Here is a 21,779-nt window from a genome sequence, read left to right as displayed (position 1 = left end):
TTACTTTTCCCCCTCTACAGTACGCGTGATTGCTTCCCTCATTATTTTCTGCTGTTTCTTTTTATGGGCCAGCGGATCACCCTCTGCAGGACTTGATCTGCGCTTGCGGCCGATATAGGACACAGAAAGGCCGGCTGGTGCAGCAGCATTGATCCTTGGTTCAATATAGCTCCATGCCCCCATGTTTTTCGGTTCTTCCTGAAGCCAGAACAATTCTTTGAGATTTGGATATTGACTGAGAAGATTACAAATCTCTTTGAACGGGAACGGATAAATTTCCTCGATACTAATTATTTTCAGCCACTCTAAACCTTCCTGGGAAGCTGCTAATTCCCGTAATTCCACTGCAATCTTGCCTGTGCAGAATACGACCCGCTCCACCATTTCCGGATTGCCGCTTGGAGTTTCGACGACTGGTCGGAATACACCTTCACTGAATTCCGATATTTGTGATGCCATTGTTTGGTTTCTAAGCATACTTTTTGGTGTCATGATAACAAGCGGGCGCACTTCCTCCAGTTCAAGAATTCCCGCCTGCCTTCTTAGCAGATGGAAATACTGGGCAGCAGAACTTAAGTTTGCCACAGTCCAGTTATTCTCAGCAGCCAATGATAAGTACCTTTCAAGGCGGGCACTGGAGTGTTCGGGCCCCTGCCCTTCATAACCATGAGGAAGTAGCATAACAAGCCCGGACTTTTGTCCCCATTTTGCACGACCGGCTGCGATGAACTGATCAAAAATGACCTGGGCAGTATTTGCAAAGTCTCCAAACTGCGCTTCCCAAAGTACAAGCGTTTCAGGAGCAAAAACATTATAACCGTATTCAAAAGCAAGTACCGCTGTTTCCGTTAACGGGCTATTGTGTACAGCAAAGGATGCTTTTACCCCATCTAATGTATGCAGCGGGGAAAACGTCTTCCCGGTTTCACTGTCATGAAGGACAATGTTACGCTGGGCAAATGTTCCACGCTCTGAATCTTGTCCAGTCAATCGGATCGGTGTTCCATCTTTTAATATAGTCGCAAAAGCCAAAGATTCTGCATGGGCCCAATCAATCTTGCCATTTTCACCAAATGAATCTAGGCGCCTTGACAGGATGCGGCCGAGCTTTTTGTTCGCCTTAAATCCTTCAGGCCATTTCAACAGACCTTCATTAATCGCTTTCAATTCTTCTTCAGATACAGAAGTGTCAAGCTTTGGCAAACCATGCTCTACGGTCTCAGGCGGATTTAATTCCTCTGGTTCCTCCGGTTTGTTTCCATATACTCGATCATAGGCTTTTTTAAGCTTTGCCTCCACTTGCTCTTCAACCTGAGCGATTTCTTCCTGGGTGGCATTCCCAGACTTAAGCAGTTGATTTGCATAAATTTCTTTAGCAGTTGGATGCTTGTGAATCAAAGTATACATCTGCGGCTGTGTAACAAGCGGTTCATCCATTTCGTTATGACCAAAACGCCTGTATCCGATCAAGTCAATCAGGAAGTCCTTCTTGAACTTCGTACGGTACTTATGTGCAAGGGAGGCTGCAGCAAGGCATGCCTCGATATCATCTGCATTCACATGCACGATTGGGACTTCAAAGCCTTTTGCCGGATCGCTTGCGTATTTTGTAGAGCGAGAATCCTCGCTTTCAGTCGTAAAGCCAATCATATTGTTTGCAATGATGTGGATGGCCCCGCCAATTTGATAGCCTCTCAACCGGCTTAAATTAATGGTTTCGGGAACAATACCTTCACCAGGGAATGCTGCATCCCCGTGAACAAGTATAGCAAGCGACTTTTCGATATCGGTTTCAGGGAAACCTGACTTTGTTCTGTTATCTTGCGCGGCCCGTGTATAACCTTCCACTACAGGTCCGACAACCTCCAAATGGCTTGGATTGTTAGCAAGTGTCAGCCTGGCTTTTTGTGTATTTTCTTTCGTAATTTGTTTATCAAGGCCTAAATGGTATTTTACGTCTCCAGTCCAGCCATAGTTAATCCCGACGGAACCTTCAGAAGGAACCAGGTCTTTGTTTGGCGAATGCTGGAATTCGGAAAAGATGATTTCATAGGGTTTACCAAGCACGTGAGCAAGCACATTCAAACGGCCGCGGTGTGCCATGGCAATGTTAACATTTGGAGTCCCATTTTGGACGGTTTCTGAAATGATTTCATCAAGAACCGGAACAAGGGAATCCAGTCCTTCAATTGAGAACCGCTTTTGGCCTACATATGTACGGTGAAGGAACTTCTCAAAGCCCTCTACCTCATTCAACCTCTTTAAAAGCAGGTTTTTCTTTTCTTTAGAAATCTCAGGGAAAATCTCCCCAGACTCAACCATGTTATTCAGCCATTTCCTTTCCTCAGGGTCATTTACCTGAGAAAATTCAAAAGCAATCGTTTTGGTATAAAGCTCTTTTAAGTATTGGATTGCTTCATAGCCGTTTTTCACGTTCGATGGCGCAGCATCACAAATCAGGTCAGCCGGTATCCCCTTTAAATCCTCGGCAGTTAACCCGTAATTATCAAGATGAAGAAGTTCATGATCAAGCTCAATCTCATTTAACGGATAAATATCAGCAGCAAGGTGCCCATATGTACGGATATTTTCAGCAAGCTTTACAGCCGACATGATTTTCTTCATCGGGAGCGAACCAGATGAAGAGACCGGTTGCTGTACCGGGATTTGAGCGCTCACTGTCCCAGCTACGATCTCCTCGGATGGAGGGCCGTAGGTTTCAAAAAAAGTTTTTAGCTCCGGATCTACTTCATCCGGATTTGTTTGAAATAAATCGTATTGCTCCATGACGTAGCCAAGGTTTGGACCAGAAAAAACTTTCCATGGGTCATATGCGCTAGCATCCTTGTTGGCCATTTCGTAAACCCCCAACTGTTCGTAGAATTTTCACATCTTCGTTTTTGGCTCTAAAAAAATCAATACATTCTCCAAAAAACAGGAACTATTTTCGATTTACTATATAAAAATAGTGTTTTTTTTGAAAGATTATTAAAATTCAAAGCATAAAACGTTTTCAAATGCTATATTATCATGTTTTCCGGGAAATATCCAAACCTTAGAACTGCAATAATAGTGAAAAAGAACGGCATTTTTTTATTATTGGCTGAAAATTGAACGAAATCGTACTTTTTTCACAATTTGCTTTGCTTTTCATTACTTTTTATATCCTTCCCTGTATTGCCTGATAATTGGTGTTAAACTGTACCGCTCCTGACTGATTTATTTCAAAACTCCCATGCAGTCAGGCTCAAATTTCCGTATTCAAAAGATCGGTAAAGCAAACGGGGATCCTTATTTTCATGCCCTGCGCCCATCGCGATTAACAGAGGTGTAAAGTGCTCCTTAGTGGGTACTGCGGAAATTGCATATGGTGCTAATGCTTCATAGTTAAACAGATCATCCAATTCCCAATTGCATATTTTTTCTTCGACCCATTCTTCGAAATAAACAGCCCATCCCTCTGCAACATCCATATCCAATCGGAATTCCTCTGGATTATGGACAATTCCGCCGCTTCCAATTATTAATACATCCTTACTCCTTAATTCAGCCAGTGCCATACCAATCTCATATTGCCTTTTATTTGAGAGATTTGGATTAATGGAAAGAGGAATGACTGGTATATCCGCATTCGGGTACATGATATGCAGCGGGACCCATGCCCCGTGATCAAGTGGACGCCTATTATCTAACAAAGCAAATACACCAGCATGGGCCAATAAAGATAGAATATCATCTGCCAATTCAAGCATGCCTGGTGCAGGATATGTAATGTCATAAAGCTCCTCTGAAAATCCGGTAAAATCATGGATGATCCCATGTTTCTGCACCGCGGTAACGGTTTGTTCACTGCTTTCCCAATGTGCTGATAATATCACAATAGCTTTTGGGACTGGGATTTCCGATGCATAGCCCTTAAGAAATTCCGCATATTCATGTTTTTCTAAAGCAAGGGTGGGTGTTCCGTGTGCCAAAAACAGTGATGGAAGCATATCTATACTTGTCCTTTCAAATGGTTTTTTTCTCTATCTATTTTCCTGAACAAAGGAAAACTAAACCACTTAGTTAACGCTTTTCAGTATAGAGAATCTGTTTTTTCGATACTTTTTTAAGGAAATAGAGGATGGATATTTAAAAAAAACGAGCCTGAATAAACATCCGGCTCCAAAGCAAAGTACCTCCCTTGACCTGCAAAGGAGGTATATTCTGTTTATTATTGTGAATTAAGCTGGGAAGGTACAGCAAATCCAATCTTTTCAATAATTTTTTCAATCTCGGCTACAGCACTGGCGATGGAATCGGCATTCACATAAAAAAATTCCCCTTGATAAGAATTTTCTTTGTGGGAATATTGAGGGTCATAATAGTCCACAAACAGGATATTGATAACCTTTTCATAGTTTTCTGTTTCTATTGCTTCGTACAAGCTCTGCAAAGACTCCTTGTTTCGGATTTTCTTTTCGATTTTGTGGATGCTTTCCCATACTCTTTCTTTAAACCACGGTTGTTCTTTATAAGGAAAAACGTACTCTTCATATATCCGTTTTGTCCGCGTTTCCATTAGGGCATGAACACTGATGTGGATTCCTTCTTCTTTCGCGGTTAATAAGGCATCAGGTTGTGTCGCCCGGCCGATTCGTTTACTCTCGGCTTCCATAATAAAATAATTCGATGGTGACATTTGGGATAATTCGTCAAACAAAAGCGCGTCAAAGATTTTTTGATTATGAGGATCCCCTTGTCCAAATGAGCCGAAAACGGATCCACGGTGGTTTGCGTATTTCTCCAAGTCTAATACCGGGTACCCTTTTCCCTTCAATTCTTCAAGGATTAACGTTTTCCCGACACCCGTCATCCCGTGTAGAACAATCGCTTTTTTCTGGAGCATTTCAGGTATCTGTTCCAGTATTTTTTCACGATAAGCCCGGTACCCTCCAACAATTCTAGGCACTTCGAGTCCCGACAGGGCGGCAAAAGTAGCCATGGACTGGCTCCGGCTCCCCCCGCGCCAGCAATAGAGAACCGGTTCTTTTCCGTTTTCCTTTACCCTTTTGATTTCAGTTAAAAGGCCGGGAATCTTTGGAGAGACAATCTCCATGGCTCTCCATTTAGCCGCTTGCGGTCCTTGTTGTTTATAAATCGTCCCTACTTCTTCCCTTTCCCTATTTGTAAACAAAGGAATATTCTTGGCGTTCGGAATCGATCCTTCAGCAAATTCAATAGGGGAACGTACATCAATAGCGACTGCATCATTTTTTTCAATAAATTCATCAATAGATAGTTCTTTCAATGATAGTGCCTCCTTCTTGTTGTTTCTATTATACAAACTAATCTTCTATTCAAACAAGAAGGGAGGTTCTTATATACATTGTTAATGCTAGTATTATTTAAATTGCACTTGAGGCGAGTACTCATGGATACTATCAAACGCGAAGCCCTGGGCTTTTAAACCCTCGATAATTTCAGGAAGAGCCTTGACCGTATTTTTCATGCTATTGATGTCATGGAGCAAAATAACTGCATGTTCCTGATTTACTGTCCCTTTCAAAACGTTTCTAATAATGGCCTGCTCGCTAACAAATGGACTATCACCATCCTTTGAATCGACATTCCAGTCATAGTAAACATACCCTTTTTTAGAAAGCTCGTTAATAATACCTGGAACTACATGTTGTGTGCTTGCCTGCCTCGTCGTAATATTTCTAGAACCTCCAGGTAAACGTACAAGCTTTGAAGAAAGGTCGAAATTTTTCTTTAGAAACGCTTCAAGCTGGTTCAAATCGTTAAGATATGCATCTTTAGATCGGTAAATAACGGAATAGTCATGCGTAAAACAATGTAGGGCGACAACATGACCCCTCCGTTTGATTTCCTCGTACCCTTTCATGGCATATGGCTCTTCATGACCCATAACAAAAAAAGTGGCTTTTATTTTGTATCTGTCAAGGATATCAAGAACCGCCCTTGTATTAGTCGATGGGCCATCATCAAATGTGAGGTATGCTATTTTTTGCTGCTCTGCCCTTTTTATGGGGTCAAACTGCATAAATTCATCCGGATTCGGCCGAGCCATTTCCTTGATTCGGAGGCCTGCAGGTGCATGACTCGCCATAGGAGCCCCAGCTGTATCATTCACAAGAAAAAAGAAGAAAAGAAAACTAAATAGCACTTTCACGTGATCTACCCCTTTCCTTTTATTAATAATGTGAACTTCGTGAAAGTGTTTCATTCCATTAAGTTTTCTTGGTACCGTAAAGAAAAAGAAGCCGTAATTCGAACCCTTGATAAATGAGGAGAATGTCACCACCAATCCTTCTTCTTGCAAAAAACGCTTTTTTTCCCTAACAAATATCAATAAAGACACTTAGGATGCCTGTTTTAGTGAGGAGGAAATACAATGGATTTGATTTTTGTAAACAACAATTATATGTCTACAGATGTTTCGTTACGTTTATTTTGGTTATATGAATAGTAAAAGCCCAATTAAAGACAAGGAGGATCAAGATGCTTGGTGCACTGGCAAAACAGTTTAGGAAACCAAATGGCGCACTAGGAAGGCTGGCAGGCTTGGTGATGTTTTTTGAGAACAGAAAAATAAACCGCTGGACCATCGATCGGCTTGGTATCCAACCAGGAGACCATATTTTAGAAATAGGATTTGGTCCCGGATACGCCATTGAGGAAATGTTCCAAAGATATCGGAACCTCCAAATTGACGGGATCGATTTGTCAGAGACTATGCTTCATACTGTCCTTTCAAAAAATGAGCAGGTTATCAGAAACGGGCGTCTAAGATTGTTCCAGGGTGATATTGCTGATTTCAACGAAAATCTATCACCCTATAAAAAAGTCATTTCAGTAAACAACTATCCACTTTGGAAAAATAAAAGAAAATCGTTGATCCGAATCCATCAATTAATGCGCGATGGGGGAAGAATCGCAATTACTGTGCAGCCGAGGGAAGAAGATGCGTCGCGTGAAAAGACCTTTTCCCATGCGGTCCAAATCGAGCAGGATTTATTTTATGCAGGCTTCCGCGATATATCGGTAAAATTCAAAAAGGTAAGGCCGCAATTAACTGTATGTGTAACAGCCATTTGCAAAAAGAACCATTTTTAAGCATGCCGTATTTCAATAAGGTGTTTCGGAAAAATGAATTACATCCTTATTTATTTTTAAACAGAGCATCCAATTTCAGCGATGCTTTGTTTTTCCAGACTTCGGCAAGTTCGTCAATTTCCAGAAGCCTTCTCAACCCCTCCACCCCATCCTTATCGTGGAAAAGAACCTGATTTCCATAAAGGACACTCACTTTATCCTGTACCCTGTCCATAAGCTCTATTGAGCCTTGGGAATAGATCCTACCTTCTTCTAGAACCCTTGCAAAATAGCCGGTATAAGCTGTTTCCAGGATCTTTTTAAGTAATGTGTGCTCTTTATTAAAATAGGAAATGGTTGCACACGGGATACGGCCTTGAGTAATCTGGACAAGCGCATCGCCAATTTTAAAAATATCTCCTATGTAGACCTCATCTTCTTTCATTCCCCTAACTGTGAGATTTTCACCAAAAGCAGGCATTGGAAGCCTTTTCGCAAAAAGTGTTTCCCACATTGGATAATGCTCATGGGCATAAAAACAAATCACCCGGTCAGGCCCGCCATGATTTTTTCTGTTTCCAACACCATCCCCTTTAATATTTTCCTTTGTCGCTACGGCGCTTTCTACCGGATTTTTGTTAATCGCGGTATTAAGCTGTGCGCCCGAAAGAATTTGCAGCTGCGGCCTTCCAATTTGAAGTGAGACAATTGATCCCATGCTATATTCCCCTTCCTTTAAAGTTTACACTAATTATACAAAAATTCAGCCTATTGAAGGTAGACATAATAATGCTTATCGTGACAGTCCAAGAATCTTATGGTATCCTTATGGAAGAAATGCAAAAAATATAAAAGCCGTAAATGTGCCAGCATTTACGGCTTTACGGCAGACGGTCCCTTAAAGTGGGGCTCGGCTCATATTAAGTTTGTATAGACCTACCATATGCATAAGGGCCATGGGAGGTCTATTTTCTATGCTGAAAAGTCAAAATAGCGATGACAAGAGTGGCAAATGAAAACATGGCCATTAAGGTTTCGAAAATACTCAGAAGCCTCACCCCCTTTCCGGGGTGGCCGGCCGCCCACTGATCTGTACTGCCGTATCTTTATTATATCATATACATGCTATCTTTCCGAACATTTGTTCTATTCTGTGCCAAATAATGACTTTTGCCCTACATAATAGATTTGAATACCTTAAATAATAAACAAAATTCTCTGAAAATAGTTGCTCATTAAAAAAAATATGTTAAAATTAAAACACAATATATAGTTGAAACTCTACCACATTCGCCTATATATTGATTTCAAAAGTAAGATTTCCTCTTCTCTCGCTCTTTTTAGGGCGTCTTTTTTTTGCTAGAATAATTGGTTGAGTTAAGGAATGATGTAAATATATGATCCATTCACTTTTACACAAGTGCAGGGGGAAAAATGTTTAAAGAATCTAAGAAAATCATCATGAGAGGAAATGTACTGGATCTGGCAGTTGCAGTTGTGATCGGGGCAGCGTTCAGCAAGATCGTTGATTCACACGGTGAATGATATTTTGATGCTTGCAATCGGGCTCATAGTTGGTAAAGTTGATTTCGGCAACTTGTTTATAAACCTGTCGGAAACAGAATACAGGTTACTTGCTGCAGCCCGGGAAGCGGGAGCGGCAACAATCAATTACGGACTTTTCATTAACAATGTCATAAACTTTTTCATTATTTCTTTCGTAATTTTCCTTTTATTAAAGCAAGTTAACCGCTTTTATAGGAAGGAAGAGCCAAAAACAGCCGCAACGAAAAAATGGAATGCATCTCGGACATTCCAGTTTCTGTAAAAATGATGACTGTCATGTACCTCTTTTTTAACAGATACTGAAGGGAAAACGGACGTTCCCTGTTAAAAACCCTTTTCAAAAGAAACAAAATATGTCATTTTTTTATCTCTCAGAATCCCCCTAAATGTAGCAACTATCGTTTGTTAGAAATATACCTCACCGGGCGATATGTAAACAAGCATTAATACTTATCATAAGAAAATGAACGATCCAGTGCATTCTTTGATGCCCTGGATCGATTTAAACAATTAAGCTTCCTTCTTCCTGGCCACAACCTTTTTACGCGTTGCCCTCTTTTTGGCTGCTGGTTTTTCAGGTTTGGTCCTGTCAATGGATGCTTGGAGAGCCGCCATTAAATCTGTAACATTGGCAGCTGCTGGGGTATCCCGTTCTTTCGGAGTGATTGTTCTGCCTTCTTTTTTGGATTCAATAAGTTCCAATAAAGCGGTCCGGTAGTCATCGTTGTACTTCCCAGGTTCAAATTTCGTCGTTAACTGGTCAATGAGCATAATGGCCGTATCCAGTTCTTTTTGGGTGACATTTTCCCCTGCCGGAACATTGGGTACATCCGCTACAGGACGTACTTCATCAGGGTAATGGATGGTTTCCATCAACAACGTATTTTCAACCACCCGGATAACGGCCATTTGTTCCTTTGCCCTGATAATAATTTTGGCCAGGCCGACTTTTTTCGAGTCCTGAAGGGCTGCCCTAAGAAGGGAATATGCTTTTACACCCCCTTCGTTAGGGGACATATAATAGCTTTTATTAAAATAGATTGGATCTATTTCCTCCATCTTGACAAAATCGATTATTTCCACTGCCCGTTCTTCATTCACCCTCTTTAATTCCTCTAATTCTTCGTCCTCGATAACCACAAACTTGCCTTTCGTATATTCAAAAGCACGGACTAAGTCTTCACTTCCTACCTCTTTTTCACAAACGGGACAAACTTTTTCATATTTGATCGGAGAATGGCATTCCTTATGGAGCGTCCTGAGCGAAATGTCTTTGTTTTCTGTTGCTGCATGCAACTTGATCGGTATGTTTACCAAGCCAAAACTGATGCTGCCCTTCCACATCGTGTGCACGCTTTCACCTTCTTCCTGTAAAAATAATGCTCTGTATAGCATATTTTTTCTTTCCCGCCTTAAAATAACTCATAAAAACAATTGGTAATGGCCGTTTCTTTTGGCACCGAACAGCCCATTAGAAAACATACAGAAAGAGTGATCCAGGTGAAACCAATGCTTCCGACTTATAAGCCAGAAGCTCCTTCCGGAAAGCCATGGGGCTACGAAGTAAAATATGACGGGTTCCGGGCCATTCTAAGCATTCATCAAGATAAAACCTCCCTGACCAGCAGGAACGGAAAGGAATTGCTTCCCGCATTCCCAGAGATTGAACGTTTTGTTGAAGAAATCAAACCTAAGCTTAATCCGTTCTTGCCATTAGCAATTGATGGGGAACTCGTCTGGCTTTCTAACCCATTAAAGTCAGACTTCATGCACTTGCAATGGAGAGGCCGGTTGAAGACCAAACAGCCTATTCGAGAAGCTGCCAGTTTATCACCATCTCGCTTTTTGGCATTTGACCTTTTACTTCAGGAAGGGAAATCATGGAAATCAACACCGTTTAGGAAAAGGAAAAGAGAGCTTGAAAAGCTTTGCATAAATCTCAATTTGCCGCTAAAACCAAATCCGCTGGATATGGCAATAATACAGTTCATACCTATTTTTCAGGATTTGGAGGAAATATTAGAGAAAGTGGTGCTCCATGACGGTGAAGGAATAATCGCGAAACATGAAAGCAGTTTGTGGGAGGAAGGAAAGCGCACAAGCGGCTGGATAAAAGTAAAAAATTGGAGGACGGTTCCATGCTTTATTACTTCCATGAACATTGAAAACGGGTATTTTACTTTAGGAGTATACAGGGCAGGCGATCCCCTAATTATAGGCCAGGTGAAAAACGGGATATGCCAGCATGACCGCTCCATCCTTCAACAGATTATCAAACATAACGCAACTGAGGTACATGGGAATGAGTATTATATTCATCCTTCCATTTGTTTAGCTGTCAATTTTCTTCATGCCTATGAAGACACAGATCTGCGTGAACCGCAATTTAAAGAGTTTTTGACAACAGTAAAGCCTGAAGAATGTACGTGGGAACGGTTTACCGAAGGCCAATATACTTTCCCTTCCACCATACCGGTTACTTCACCGGATAAACCAATCTGGAAATTACAGAATAAACTCATCACGAAAATTGAATACCTTCAATATTTACGCGACGTTTCATCGTGGTTCCTGCATCATCTTGAAGGCAAGGAATTAACAACGATCAGGTATCCACATGGCACACTAAGGGGAGAGGAGCGATTTTTTCAAAAAAATCGGCCTGACTATGCCCCGGATTTTGTAGAGTCCTTCTCATCAGAGGACGGCAACGATTATATTTTATGCAATGATTTGGAAACGTTAATCTGGCTTGGCAACCAGTTGGCCCTGGAGTTCCACACGCCTTATCAAAAGGCCGGGAAGACTCACCCTGATGAGCTTGTCCTGGATCTTGATCCACCCTCGCCCGATCTTTTTCATTTAGCTGTTAAAGCAGCTCTAGAAAGTAAAAACGTACTTGATTCGATTAATCTTAAGTCATTTATTAAGACTTCGGGTAATAAAGGGCTGCAAATCCATATTCCCCTTCCAGCCGACACCTTCAGTTACCGGGATACTCGAATATTCACCAACTTCCTGGCTGATTTCCTAACAGATGCCCATCCAGATATTTTTACGGTTGAGAGGCTTAAGAAAAATCGCCATAACCGGCTTTATCTCGATTTTGTACAACATAGTGAAGGAAAGACCATCATTTCTCCATACTCCCCCCGTGGAAACGATTTTGCCGGCGTGGCGACTCCGCTGTATTGGGAGGAATTATCGGAGAATTTATCGATAAAAGACTATACAGTATGGACAGTCCCTCAAAGGATCCGAAGCCTGGGCTGCCCGTTTTCAGGCTATGAAGAAGCAAGGGGAGAACAGCCATTTGAAGAAGTGCTCCAATTTCTGAAAGGGAGAAATTCATAAGTTAAAAAAAGCCGGCCTGCTTGAAAAGCAGATCGGCTTTCTCCATTTAGTTATTATTCAAATATGATTGTACCTCTTCCTGGAATTCAGAGTAGAGTTGTGTCTCCTGGTCAAAATTTTCTTGTGATAGTAATGAAAAATCTGTGGAATCTCCAAGTTTAATCTCAACGGAAGCTTGATAAACGTACGTTCCATTTCCAATCAAATCAATTTTGTATTGGTCTTCTTCCTGATTATGATGAACGACACATTTTACCTTGCCTCCGTTGTTGTATACGGAGATTTCTTGTTCAACAGCGTTGATTCCATTCAAGCATGTCACCAAGGTTGATGCAGACATTGCTGTTCCGCATGCATTCGTGAAACCTACCCCTCTTTCAAATGTCCTAACAAAAATATGGCCTTCTTCTATTGGTTTTATGAAACTGACGTTCACACCATCGGGAAATAAATCATTCGGGCTATTTACCTTCTTGGAGACCTTTTCCTGGACATCCGAATGAAGGACATCATCCGTTACAATAGATACAAGATGAGGGTTGGGTACCGCAAGTGCTGTAAATACAAGCGAATCAGATAATTGCGGAAGTTTATCATTAATCAGTGTGTCATTTTCAATCTGAAGCGGAAGGTCCGCTGTATCAAACGAAACCGGTGAAATTTCCACCTTGAAAGTTGGAATACCTTTATAAATATCTGCTGTTTTCTCCACTTCCAAGTTAGCTTTCATTGTTTCGATAAGCAATTTATCTTTGCCAATCACCTCATGGGCGAATCGAGCCACACATCGGAGTCCGTTTCCGCACATCGATGCTTCTGAGCCATCTGCATTAAAAACGCGCATTCTCGCATCGCAGCTTTGACTTTTAAGCACGTAAAGAATCCCATCAGCACCTAGACCAGTTTCCCTGTTGCATAAAAGCTGAGCAAGGTCCTTTCGTTCTTCTTCTGTAAAAGAGAGATCATTTGTCAGTTCATCGATTAATAAAAAGTCATTTCCTGAACCATGGCATTTTAACAATTCCAACTTCATAGCAGTCACTTCCCTTTATCTTATACGTTACAAAATATGTAAGATGTTATACTATTCTATTAATAACATATCAAAGCGTTCCGTTTAACTATAATAGCATCTTAAGAAAGGAAGTACCAGCAGGTGAAAGTGAAATCTACATTCAAAAAGTATACGTATCTTTTTGATTTTTTTGTTGAAAGAGTTGTTGAGCTGGATAATGAAACCAAAAGGGCCGTTGTGTCTTCAAAAGTATACACCATGGATAAACAGCTGCTTTGGGAAGGCGAATTACGTGCAGACCTAAATGAATTTGGAATTTTCCCCTTGCCCGGGGACATCCATTCTATCGATGGTACACCCACAATGAAAAAAATGCTGCTGATAGAACTCAGACGCTATATCAAGCCGCAAAAACCTTTTTTGTGATACCCAGCCTGGCATAAAAAAGAAGCGAACCATTGAGCAATTTCCCTGCCGGCAAGCAGTAATTTCTCAAAGGCCGCTTCAGTGAGCTTCAGCCTATTGCCCTAAAAACGAAATATGCCAAGAACAATGCAGAAATGATATACAGTACTACGGAAACCTGCTTTCCCTTGCCCAGCATGAGCTTGAGGACTGGATAAAGAATAAATCCGATTGCCATGCCGTCTGCAATGCTATAAGTGAAAGGGATCATTGCGATGACCATAATTGCTGGAATGCTTTCGGACAAATCATCAAAATCAAGATGCTTGATATTTTGAAGCATTAAGATACCAATTATGATTAATATGGGAGCAATAGCACTATCCGGTATCATCTTGATCACAGGAATAAACAGTATGGACAAGATGAATAAGAGCCCGGTAATTACCGAAGTGAATCCCGTCCGGCCGCCTGACGCAACCCCTGCAGCGGTTTCAACTGTTGCCACGGTAGGACTGGAACCAAAGATGCCGGATAAAAGTACAGATACACCGGTTGCACGGAAAGCTTTCTGATATCGCTCAGGGTGGTTAATGCTGGCTACATGTCCGTGGACAAGGCCGATATTTTCAAATATGATGACCATCGCCAGGGAAAATACCGCTATCCAAAATTCAAACTTCCCCATTTCCAAAAATGACATGGAAAGGAACACCTTTTGATAGGAGGCGAAATCAAGGCCGCCCCACTCAAAGCCTGAAAAATCAATGGTACCGAACAAAGCTGCGATTATACAGCCTAAAACAATTGTGATCAGGAAGCTTCCCTGTATGTTACGGACAAATAAAACCAAGGCAATCACCAGGGTCAAGACAGAAACGACCACATATGGATCACCCAGATCTCCAAAAGTGATTATCGAGGTTTCGCCTTTTGTGATCAGCCGGCCTTTCTCCAATCCGAGCAGCATTAGGAATAAACCCAAGCCAACGGTAATAGCTTCCTTTAAGGAGACCGGGATAGCGTCGCTCAATATACTTGAAAAAGGGCTGAATGCCACAATAAGGAAAATCAATCCGGTAACGAAAACAGCTGCTAGTGCAGCTTGCCAGGACATCCCCATGCTTTCAACCATAGTATAGGAGAAAAAAGCATTTATGCCCATTCCCGGAACGAGAATGATTGGTACGTTCGCCCATAAACCAATCAGGATGCAGCTTACAGCGGAAAGCAGGATCGTAGCGAAAATCGCACCGTCCATCGGCATCCCTGCTTCAGAAAGGATCAACGAATTGACTGCAATGATGTAGACGATTGTAAAATAGCTAACAAATCCTGCCAGAACTTCCCGTCTGATCGTTGTTCCATTTTCAGATAGCTGAAAAATCCTTTTAAAAAAAGACTTATACATGATGTGTCCTCTTGTATGTAATAGCCCTCTCCCGCCCGTTTGTAATAGTGACAAACCGCACTAAACGAATGATTCGAATATTGTTTTCTAACTTAGTTTATCAACAATGCCGCGATTCTATTCGGATTAGCTTTCGTAGCCGTTCACGACTGTATCTAGCTTTCCTGTTTCCGGGGAGATTACCAGCCCGTGAACAGCTATATCTTTCGGGATAAGTGGATGATTTTTAATGATGGAAACACTGTTGTTTACACTTTCTGAAACATCATTAAACCCACGAAGCCAACTTCTCAAATCAATACCTGAATTCTCCATGGTTTTGATTGTCTCTTCTGAAATTCCGCGGTTGATTATTTTTTCAATCATTGCATCAGCGTTGATTGATGACATGCCGCAATCATAGTGGCCAACGACAAATACTTCTTGGGCTTTCAATTCGTGAATAGCAACAAGGATACTTCGCATTGCGCTTCCAAAAGGATGAGAGACCACAGCCCCTGCTGTTTTGATATGCTTTATATCACCATTCTTTAAATTCATTGCTTTAGGCAGCAATTCTACAAGCCTGGTATCCATACAGCTAATAACTACCATTTTTTTATCCGGAAACTTATCCGTTTGGTATTGTTCGTACTGCTTGTCCTCTACAAACTTTTCATTAAACTCAAGAACATCACTTAATAAACTCATTCTAGAACACCACTTTCCTATTTATTATGCTAGGAAATTATATCAGATATGCGAAAAAAATACTCTTATAAAACCTTATACTTGTGCTCGTCCAATTAGTTGGAACGATGATTAAAAGCGGATGCGCAGAAACCGAAAAACGCTATTTTGTCATTCGCGGTGGCCTTTTCATGAAAAGTAAGTATCGGCGTATTGAGATCCTTGAACCTTTTCCCCCAATCCAGTGGCATCCAGCCCTTTTGGAAGGCTGCAATCGGTTTTCCTGCAGCTGTTTTTAATTCAAATACCGTAAGAAGCCCGCCTACATTAACCGGTATCCATTCGTTGCCGTCCGCCGTGTATATCATGCCCTTTATACGGATGAAAGATTCCCTTAGGTTTTCCTTATAGGTCCCAATGGGAGAACCGTTTCCATTAATAATCGATAAGGCTGGGCTTATTCCGCCTTTCAACATATATTCAGCAAGCACCTCCCCATCTGCATCCGTTAATATATATCTCTTCGGCATAATCATTGAAAGAGAATTAGGAACCATCCACATGAACCAGTGCATATTACGGTCCTTTATTTCACCAAGCAGCGAACCGTCCGGGTGGAATAGAAGCACACGTAAGGTGGGGGCAGGCATGAATGTCAGCAAAATATCCTTCGTTTCTAAAGGAGAGGAGGCTCTCGTGGCATATTCTGCGGGTAAATCTTTCATTCGATGTTCATATATTCTTGACCCGGTGAATTGCACGATACTCACTATCAAAAATGGAGTTGTAATAGCTAGAATATTTCCCTGAAACAGATTGCTTGCATGCAGAATAAAGAAACAGACTGCGATGATCAAGGCAATCCAGGAAGCATGGAAGCACATGCTGGCGGTTTTCTCATAATATGTCCGTATATTCATTTTGTTCTCCTTTGTTCATCTGGCGCTTATTATATTAAAACTTATTGTAATTGTATAAAACCTATGATAATTACCACTTTCACTAGATTATATTCTGCTTGCTGGAAAGATAGAATGGCAAAACGAGTATAGAACAAAAGAACGTAAAATCAAACCAAAAAGGCACCTTTTCAGGTACCTTGATGCTTATAAAAAACGGAAAATAAATGGGATTCGATATTCTTTTCCATCATAGGCCTTCACCCCCGCAATGATTGTAAAGATGAAAGCAATAATCCCTATAATTGGGATAACTAGAAAACCAATTAATACGAAACAAAGGATGGTTGCTATAACTGTGTATAAAGTGTAGGAAATCATAAAATTCAAATATTCCCTGCCATGAAAATCAATGAAACGAGAATCGTCTTTTTTGATCAACCAGATAATAAGCGGCCCGATAAATACCGTAAAAAAACTAATGAAATATATAAGCGCTGCTAGCAGCCTTTCATTATTATTTACCACTTGAACATCCCCCCAATTTTTCCTGTTACTATATACGTATGAGTGTGTTCAATGTTTCATTAATCCTGTTATTTTTGTTGCCATTTTGACAGTTTTAAACATGTTTATTTTCATATACGCATACATTTGTGTTAAAGATTGTCCCAAGCACAAATGAGGTGAGGATTTGTTAAGTGAATTTCAAGCGTTTATTCTTGGGTTGATACAGGGTTTAACCGAATTTCTACCTATTTCGAGCACCGGACACCTATATTTAGGACGCCATCTGTTCCATTTGGACGAAGCGGGAATTTTTCTGGATACGATGCTCCATATTGGCACGCTGTTGGCCCTTATTGTCGTATATAAACATGAGCTATTCACACTCTTAAAAAACCCTTTTTCAAAGACAATGCTCCTGCTCATATGTGGGACGGTTCCGGCTGTAATATTTGGCGTCCTGTTTAGCGACTTTTTTGATGAGATATCCAAGACAGGTATAACAATCGGCTGGGAATTTCTTGTGACAGGTTTGATACTATGGTTGGCCGATAGCGTAAAGTCCGGCAGTAAATCGATGCAGAATATTTCCATTAAGGATGCTGTCATTATCGGCACTTTCCAGGCCGCCGCCATCATGCCGGCTTTATCGCGTTCCGGCCTTACTATTGCTGCGGGCCTATTCTGTAGATTGGACCGCTCGACTGCTGCCTACTTCTCTTTTATGCTCTCTATTCCGGCAATTGCAGGCGGTATTGTTTTCCAAATGAAACCACTGCTAAATGGAAGTGCAGAATATATATCTTTTTCTTCCATGCTGGTAGCCACGCTTTCCGCAGCCTTGTTCGGCTATATTGCTGTCGTCTGGATGATTTCATTCCTTCAAAAAAAATCACTTAAAGTTTTTTCTGTATATGTCTGGACCCTGGGCGGGCTGATTCTTGTACTTCAAGCAGCTGGGGTATTTTAGCAAAGACTAAATAAGGGAGAAAGATCACTTTTTCAGTAGGCAAACTTCCCGAATAAAAACTGGAGAAATTTGACGAAAAAAAAAGGGAAGATACCTATTTTCTTTTTTAAATATTTTTAGTATGATACCTTCGTAGCAACAAAAAAATTAGTTTTTTAAGGGAAGTTTATACTAAGAAATGCAAGTAAAAATAACATAGGGAAGGCAAATGGTGCGCCACCGGTTTCCGGTTCTAGTGGGTTCGATTCCCACCCCGAAATTTTTTGATGCATGATTTAAAAAATTTCGAGGGTGGGCAGAGTACACATGAAGACTGCCCTCATGCGGAGGGACGGAAATGTTAAAAAGAAGAGATTTATCAGATTGTAATCCTCTTTTTGAATTGATGAAACATCCAGATGTCTTCCCTTTCGTGCGCCATAAAACAGATTCATATGAAGAATATTTATTTGTAACAAAGCAAACGATGGAAGCTGAAGAAAATGGGGAATTGATTTCCCGTACTATTACGGATGAATGGGGAACGCCAATCGGCACGATCTCGTTGTTTGATATTGAGGACAATGCAGGATTTTTAGCTACCTGGCTTGGCAAGCCTTATCATGGTAAAGGATATAATTCCCTGGCTAAAGAGGCTTTTTTCAATGAACTGTTTTTTGATCTGGGCATTGATACCGTGTATATGCGAATCCGCAAGCTGAACCATCGCTCAATTCGCGCGGCCAAAAAATTACCTTATGTAATCAAAGCGAATGAAACGAGGAAATCGTTATACGATAAGTTAAACCAGGATGGCGAGATTTACGATTTATTCGAAATTCCGAAGGATTTGTATAACCTCCATATTCTTAGGCAGGACCATAACGAGGACAATACACATCAACTCCTGGAAGCATAAAAGCCGGTGCAAATGCGCCGGCTTTTACTTTGACATCTCTTATTCTTGCTTACTTTCGATTATATCCTTATAAAGATTGCGGAGCACATATGTTTTATAAAGCTGTAATTTTCTCCTTTCAACAGGATGCATAGTAATTCCAGCTTCTGTCAGGCGTTGGATGAACCAGCCCTTTGAATAGATATGTGCCATAGGTTCCCCCCTTTTCCCGGTTGTTATACATAGTATGAAAATAAGCAGCGAGTCAGACCGATTTCCTACATCTTTTGTACCTTTTAACCGGAAAACATTATCAATTACTATACTATTACTGTAGCTACTCTTCGGTGGCATCCATTTTATTTATTTGTTATCCTATTTTATGGTAGTTTTTCTTTCCCATATGCATTCAGTTTAGAAACTAGAAAACACTTAGATTATCCAGGAGGTTTTACATTGCCTACAGATTTTATCAGCCCAAATCTATGGATACAGATTGGTATTGCAATCGGCATCTTTCTTTTATTCATCGGTTTACGAAAGGCTTTTACCACATACATATTCAAGTTTTTCCTACGCTTTGCTGAAAAGAGAAACATTCATACTGCCGCCAATATAATGTTGGCACTTGAAAAGCCGGTTCGTTGGCTAATTGTTTTGATCGGTATTTTTATCAGCTTGAGCTATTTTCCATATGAAATCATAGAAGATAAGACTGAAAAAAAATTGTTTCGTTCCGGTTTCATTGTACTTACTGCATGGAGCTTGATTAATCTCAGCTCGATCGGCACTGTTTTGTTTCCGAAACTTATGAAGAAAATAGACATGGATGTCGACCAGATTGTAGTACCATTTATCACAAAAATGCTGAAGATTATTATTTTTGCTCTGGCGACAAGTATTGTAGCTGAAGAATGGGGTTACAATGTAAATGGTTTTGTTGCAGGGCTGGGGCTTGGCGGATTGGCATTTGCCCTGGCAGCCAAAGAAACGTTAAGCAACCTGTTTGGAGGCTTGGTTATCGTCACCGAAAAACCTTTTACGATTGGGGATTGGATAAAGACACCAAGCGTCGAAGGAACCATTGAGGATATCACATTCCGCAGTACTAAGGTACGAACATTTGCACAAGCGTTGGTAACTGTTCCGAATTCAACCTTATCAAATGAACCGATCATTAACTGGTCTAAAATGGGGAAACGACAGGTGGCTTTTCATCTAGGGGTGTCTTATGATACGCCTAAAGCCCAACTGGAGCAGGTCATTCGACGAATTGAAAATATGCTTACCCACCATGAACTGGTTCATCCCGACACAATCCTTGTCAAATTTGATAAATTCAACGACTCTAGCCTAGACATCTATTTGTATTTCTTTACGAGCCTGACAGACTTCGCCTCTTACTTAGAAATAAAGGAAGATATCAACTTTAAGATCATGGAGATTTTTGAAGAAGAAGATGTGAAGCTTGCATTCCCTACAAGGACGCTTATTGTCCAAACGGAATCAACCGAATCCCAAGACATATTCGAAAAATCACGCAGCTAAGAAAAGCTGTCAAGCTGTCCTTGAGGCAGCTTTTCTTTTTTGATATGTTATAATTCCTTCTATGACAAAAATACAATGAGGTACATAATGAATGAACATCACACGTAACAGGTCAGAAAAATTGCGGCAGTTTTTTGTTATTTTACTGCCGATATTAATTACCCAGCTCGGTCTATATTCGATGAATTTTTTCGATATCATGATGTCTGGCAAATACAGCACAGATGATGTTGCGGGAGTTTCAATCGGCAGTTCCATCTGGGTTCCGGTCTATAGCGGGCTGAGCGGAATCCTGCTCGCGATAACTCCAATCGTTTCACAGCTGATCGGAGCCAGGAACAAAAAATCGGTTCCCTACTCTGTCATTCAGGGAGTTTATCTTGCAGCAGCAATGGCTATTGTGGTAATGATGATCGGTTCTGTTATGTTGAATCCAATCCTAGAAGCCATGAGTCTGACACCAACTGTTGAGCGGGTTGCACATGATTATTTGATTGCTCTTTCAATCGGTATGGTTCCTTTATTTATCTACAATGCCCTTCGCTCTTTTATCGACTCTTTGGGCCAGACGAGAGTATCCATGATCATTACATTGCTGGCACTTCCAATTAATGTTGGATTAAACTATTTATTTATTTATGGAAAGTTTGGTTTTCCAGAGCTTGGAGGTATCGGGTCAGGTTATGCTACTGCGATTACTTACTGGATTATTACTATAATTACAGTTGCGGTAATTATAAAAATCCACCCTTTTTCGGATTACCAGATTTTTAAAACGTTTTACAGAGTTTCCTTTAAAGAATGGGCTTCTTTATTAAAAATCGGAGTGCCGATCGGGTTTTCCATTTTTTTCGAAACAAGCATATTCGCTGCAGTCACACTCTTCATGAGTGAATTTGATACGGTTACCATCGCTTCCCACCAAATTGCTATGAATTTCGCATCATTCCTATATATGATGCCTTTAAGCATATCGATGGCCCTTACCATTGTTGTTGGCTTTGAAGTGGGGGCCGCACGCCTGCAGGATGCAAGGGCATACAGCCTCATCGGCATCATCACTGCTGTTTCGATGTCATTACTATGTGCACTAGCCATTTTCTTTTTCAGGGAGCCTGTCGCTTCCATCTATACGGAAGATGCAAGGGTAATGCAGCTTACCGCCCAGTTCTTAATTTATGCGGTATTTTTTCAGCTTTCGGATGCCATTGCTGCACCGATTCAGGGAGTGCTTCGGGGTTATAAGGACGTAAATGTAACCTTTTTGATGAGCCTTGTATCCTATTGGGTGATTGGCTTGCCGACGGGGTATGTGCTCGCAAACATCGCGGACTTAGGTGCTTTCGGCTATTGGATCGGTCTTATTACAGGCTTGGCCATGGGTGCCATCGGTCTATCAGGCCGCTTGTTTTACATTCAACGGATCAAATATCCAAAACAATATGCGGTAAAATAAGAAG

At 41.0% G+C, this 21,779-nt stretch carries 22 protein-coding genes; 9 read left to right on the top strand and 13 right to left on the bottom strand.

From position 1 onward, the window contains the following. The 4 genes from sucA to CUU64_RS06350 all read right to left on the bottom strand — a co-directional run bounded on the left by sucA (position 1) and on the right by CUU64_RS06350 (position 6,175). On the bottom strand, positions 1-2,856 hold the full coding sequence (gene sucA, locus CUU64_RS06365) for a 2-oxoglutarate dehydrogenase E1 component (RefSeq protein WP_101632417.1): 2,856 nt from the start codon (positions 2,854-2,856) through the stop codon (positions 1-3). A gap of 368 nt (positions 2,857-3,224) precedes the next feature. Beyond that, positions 3,225-3,992 (bottom strand): dioxygenase family protein, encoded by a 768-nt coding sequence (locus CUU64_RS06360; protein WP_101632416.1) that lies wholly within the window; start codon positions 3,990-3,992, stop codon positions 3,225-3,227. Positions 3,993-4,213: 221 nt separating this feature from the next. Beyond that, entirely contained in the window at positions 4,214-5,290 is a 1,077-nt protein-coding gene (gene mnmH / locus CUU64_RS06355) for a tRNA 2-selenouridine(34) synthase MnmH (RefSeq protein ID WP_101632415.1), read from the bottom strand. 93 nt (positions 5,291-5,383) lie between these two features. After that, positions 5,384-6,175, bottom strand: coding sequence for a polysaccharide deacetylase family protein (locus tag CUU64_RS06350; protein WP_180954479.1), 792 nt, complete (start codon positions 6,173-6,175; stop codon positions 5,384-5,386). Positions 6,176-6,504: 329 nt separating this feature from the next. On the opposite strand from CUU64_RS06350, the gene CUU64_RS06345 reads away from it, so the two are divergent. Beyond that, a complete protein-coding gene (locus CUU64_RS06345; protein ID WP_101632413.1) occupies positions 6,505-7,119 on the top strand; it encodes an SAM-dependent methyltransferase in 615 nt (204 codons plus the stop codon). A 46-nt stretch (positions 7,120-7,165) separates the two neighbouring features. Here CUU64_RS06345 and CUU64_RS06340 read toward each other — a convergent pair whose 3' ends face one another. After that, positions 7,166-7,816: an MOSC domain-containing protein gene (locus CUU64_RS06340; RefSeq protein WP_101632412.1), complete on the bottom strand. Its 651-nt coding sequence runs from the start codon at positions 7,814-7,816 to the stop codon at positions 7,166-7,168. 247 nt (positions 7,817-8,063) lie between these two features. Next, positions 8,064-8,156: a putative holin-like toxin gene (locus tag CUU64_RS23070; RefSeq protein ID WP_219621860.1), complete on the bottom strand. Its 93-nt coding sequence runs from the start codon at positions 8,154-8,156 to the stop codon at positions 8,064-8,066. Positions 8,157-8,532: 376 nt separating this feature from the next. Between CUU64_RS23070 and CUU64_RS22500 the strand changes: the two genes are divergently transcribed. Further along, entirely contained in the window at positions 8,533-8,643 is a 111-nt protein-coding gene (locus CUU64_RS22500) for an MscL family protein (RefSeq protein ID WP_257985439.1), read from the top strand. Positions 8,644-8,650: 7 nt separating this feature from the next. Further along, on the top strand, positions 8,651-8,926 hold the full coding sequence (locus CUU64_RS06335) for an MscL family protein (RefSeq protein ID WP_257985458.1): 276 nt from the start codon (positions 8,651-8,653) through the stop codon (positions 8,924-8,926). 248 nt (positions 8,927-9,174) lie between these two features. On the opposite strand, the gene ku is transcribed toward CUU64_RS06335, so the two are convergent. Further along, the gene (gene ku, locus CUU64_RS06330) at positions 9,175-10,017 is read right to left on the bottom strand and encodes a non-homologous end joining protein Ku (protein ID WP_101632947.1); all 843 of its coding nucleotides are present in this window, start codon (positions 10,015-10,017) and stop codon (positions 9,175-9,177) included. 156 nt (positions 10,018-10,173) lie between these two features. Between ku and ligD the strand changes: the two genes are divergently transcribed. Then, on the top strand, positions 10,174-12,018 hold the full coding sequence (gene ligD / locus CUU64_RS06325) for a DNA ligase D (protein ID WP_257985457.1): 1,845 nt from the start codon (positions 10,174-10,176) through the stop codon (positions 12,016-12,018). A gap of 46 nt (positions 12,019-12,064) precedes the next feature. On the opposite strand, the gene dapF is transcribed toward ligD, so the two are convergent. After that, a complete protein-coding gene (gene dapF, locus CUU64_RS06320) occupies positions 12,065-13,051 on the bottom strand; it encodes a diaminopimelate epimerase (protein ID WP_101632410.1) in 987 nt (328 codons plus the stop codon). Between the two features lie 123 nt (positions 13,052-13,174). On the opposite strand from dapF, the gene CUU64_RS06315 reads away from it, so the two are divergent. Next, entirely contained in the window at positions 13,175-13,459 is a 285-nt protein-coding gene (locus tag CUU64_RS06315) for a hypothetical protein (RefSeq protein WP_101632409.1), read from the top strand. Between the two features lie 88 nt (positions 13,460-13,547). On the opposite strand, the gene CUU64_RS06310 is transcribed toward CUU64_RS06315, so the two are convergent. The 4 genes from CUU64_RS06310 to CUU64_RS06295 form a co-directional block, all read right to left on the bottom strand. After that, on the bottom strand, positions 13,548-14,849 hold the full coding sequence (locus CUU64_RS06310) for an NCS2 family permease (protein ID WP_101632408.1): 1,302 nt from the start codon (positions 14,847-14,849) through the stop codon (positions 13,548-13,550). A 126-nt stretch (positions 14,850-14,975) separates the two neighbouring features. Continuing rightward, on the bottom strand, positions 14,976-15,539 hold the full coding sequence (locus CUU64_RS06305; RefSeq protein WP_101632407.1) for a beta-class carbonic anhydrase: 564 nt from the start codon (positions 15,537-15,539) through the stop codon (positions 14,976-14,978). A 95-nt stretch (positions 15,540-15,634) separates the two neighbouring features. After that, complete coding sequence (locus tag CUU64_RS06300) at positions 15,635-16,438, bottom strand: hypothetical protein (RefSeq protein WP_101632406.1); 804 nt, start codon at positions 16,436-16,438, stop codon at positions 15,635-15,637. 186 nt (positions 16,439-16,624) lie between these two features. Further along, positions 16,625-16,945: a DUF4870 domain-containing protein gene (locus CUU64_RS06295; RefSeq protein ID WP_101632405.1), complete on the bottom strand. Its 321-nt coding sequence runs from the start codon at positions 16,943-16,945 to the stop codon at positions 16,625-16,627. Positions 16,946-17,111: 166 nt separating this feature from the next. On the opposite strand from CUU64_RS06295, the gene CUU64_RS06290 reads away from it, so the two are divergent. Beyond that, entirely contained in the window at positions 17,112-17,894 is a 783-nt protein-coding gene (locus CUU64_RS06290; protein WP_101632404.1) for an undecaprenyl-diphosphate phosphatase, read from the top strand. A gap of 337 nt (positions 17,895-18,231) precedes the next feature. Then, the gene (locus tag CUU64_RS06285) at positions 18,232-18,792 is read left to right on the top strand and encodes a GNAT family N-acetyltransferase (protein ID WP_101632403.1); all 561 of its coding nucleotides are present in this window, start codon (positions 18,232-18,234) and stop codon (positions 18,790-18,792) included. A 39-nt stretch (positions 18,793-18,831) separates the two neighbouring features. On the opposite strand, the gene CUU64_RS06280 is transcribed toward CUU64_RS06285, so the two are convergent. Beyond that, the gene (locus CUU64_RS06280) at positions 18,832-18,984 is read right to left on the bottom strand and encodes a YflJ family protein (RefSeq protein ID WP_101632402.1); all 153 of its coding nucleotides are present in this window, start codon (positions 18,982-18,984) and stop codon (positions 18,832-18,834) included. 243 nt (positions 18,985-19,227) lie between these two features. Between CUU64_RS06280 and CUU64_RS06275 the strand changes: the two genes are divergently transcribed. Further along, entirely contained in the window at positions 19,228-20,319 is a 1,092-nt protein-coding gene (locus CUU64_RS06275) for a mechanosensitive ion channel family protein (RefSeq protein WP_101632401.1), read from the top strand. Between the two features lie 91 nt (positions 20,320-20,410). Further along, positions 20,411-21,775 (top strand): MATE family efflux transporter, encoded by a 1,365-nt coding sequence (locus tag CUU64_RS06270; RefSeq protein ID WP_101632400.1) that lies wholly within the window; start codon positions 20,411-20,413, stop codon positions 21,773-21,775. Positions 21,776-21,779: the final 4 nt, after the last annotated feature.

It is taken from the genome of Bacillus sp. V5-8f (assembly GCF_002863565.1).
Lineage (GTDB): Bacteria > Bacillota > Bacilli > Bacillales > DSM-1321 > Peribacillus.
The sequence above is the reverse complement of the archived record's forward strand: the minus strand, read 5'-3'. Positions and strand labels throughout refer to the sequence as shown.

Coding starts and splice junctions, on each gene's coding strand:
- CUU64_RS06360 (WP_101632416.1), bottom strand. CDS start 3,992: ATGCTTCCATCACTGTTTTTGGCACACGGAACACCCACCCTTGCTTTA.
- CUU64_RS06270 (WP_101632400.1), top strand. CDS start 20,411: ATGAACATCACACGTAACAGGTCAGAAAAATTGCGGCAGTTTTTTGTT.
- CUU64_RS06300 (WP_101632406.1), bottom strand. CDS start 16,438: ATGAATATACGGACATATTATGAGAAAACCGCCAGCATGTGCTTCCAT.
- ligD (WP_257985457.1), top strand. CDS start 10,174: ATGCTTCCGACTTATAAGCCAGAAGCTCCTTCCGGAAAGCCATGGGGC.
- CUU64_RS06280 (WP_101632402.1), bottom strand. CDS start 18,984: ATGGCACATATCTATTCAAAGGGCTGGTTCATCCAACGCCTGACAGAA.
- CUU64_RS06310 (WP_101632408.1), bottom strand. CDS start 14,849: ATGTATAAGTCTTTTTTTAAAAGGATTTTTCAGCTATCTGAAAATGGA.
- sucA (WP_101632417.1), bottom strand. CDS start 2,856: ATGGCCAACAAGGATGCTAGCGCATATGACCCATGGAAAGTTTTTTCT.
- CUU64_RS06340 (WP_101632412.1), bottom strand. CDS start 7,816: ATGGGATCAATTGTCTCACTTCAAATTGGAAGGCCGCAGCTGCAAATT.
- dapF (WP_101632410.1), bottom strand. CDS start 13,051: ATGAAGTTGGAATTGTTAAAATGCCATGGTTCAGGAAATGACTTTTTA.
- CUU64_RS06305 (WP_101632407.1), bottom strand. CDS start 15,539: ATGAGTTTATTAAGTGATGTTCTTGAGTTTAATGAAAAGTTTGTAGAG.
- CUU64_RS06335 (WP_257985458.1), top strand. CDS start 8,651: ATGCTTGCAATCGGGCTCATAGTTGGTAAAGTTGATTTCGGCAACTTG.
- CUU64_RS06345 (WP_101632413.1), top strand. CDS start 6,505: ATGCTTGGTGCACTGGCAAAACAGTTTAGGAAACCAAATGGCGCACTA.
- CUU64_RS22500 (WP_257985439.1), top strand. CDS start 8,533: ATGTTTAAAGAATCTAAGAAAATCATCATGAGAGGAAATGTACTGGAT.
- CUU64_RS06285 (WP_101632403.1), top strand. CDS start 18,232: ATGTTAAAAAGAAGAGATTTATCAGATTGTAATCCTCTTTTTGAATTG.